Source organism: Paenarthrobacter sp. CC6 (assembly GCF_040560085.1).
Lineage (GTDB): Bacteria > Actinomycetota > Actinomycetes > Actinomycetales > Micrococcaceae > Arthrobacter > Arthrobacter nicotinovorans.
In genome coordinates, this window is record NZ_JARDAN010000053.1 from 1 (window position 1) to 710 (window position 710).

Annotated in this window: 1 protein-coding gene; it reads left to right on the plus strand. The window is 64.8% G+C overall.

Going from position 1 to position 710, the window contains the following annotated elements:
- Window positions 1-102: 102 nt before the first annotated feature.
- On the plus strand, window positions 103-710 hold a 608-nt coding region (locus PV760_RS21445; RefSeq protein WP_064723919.1), incomplete at its 3' end, for a TasA family protein.

Genomic DNA, 710 nt, shown 5'->3' on the forward strand with positions numbered 1-710 from the left:
GGTTCTTGATCCAGGCCCGGCAAAGTATTTCTTGTCAGCCACACAGGCTGAAGAAACGGCCGGCCGGTCTCACGGTGGCCACACGAAAGGACACTGATCCCCATGGCCATCAGCCTCAAGACCACCTCCGGCAAAATCCTCGCCTCCGTCGCACTGGTCGGCACCGCAGCCGCCGTCGCCGGCATGGGAACCTACGGCGCGTTCACCTCCTCCACCTCCGCCTCCCAAGCCGTCACCGCAGGCACCGTCACCATCGCCCTGGGCGCCCCCGGACCAGCCAACACCCTCAACGTCCCCATCGCAGGCCTGCTGCCCGGCGACAAAGTCGAAAAACTCGTCACCCTGGCCAACACCGGCAACTCCGACCTGAACAACGTCACCCTCACCACCTCCGCCGGCGCCACCGCCTCCCTCCTCACCACCGACACCACCAACGGGCTGCAACTGACCATCGAAAACTGCTCCACCCCCTGGACCGGCACCGCCGCCCCCTACACCTGCGCCGGCACCAAAACCACCGTCCTGGCCAACGGCCCCGTCATCGCAGCGAACAAGGTCCTCAACAACCTCACCTCCCTGACCTCAGCCAAAACCGACAACCTCAAAGTCACCACCGCGTTCCCCACCACCGCGGACAACACCTTCCAAGGCGCCACCTCCACCATCGCCTTCGCCTTCACCGGCACCCAACGCACCGAAACCACCAAATA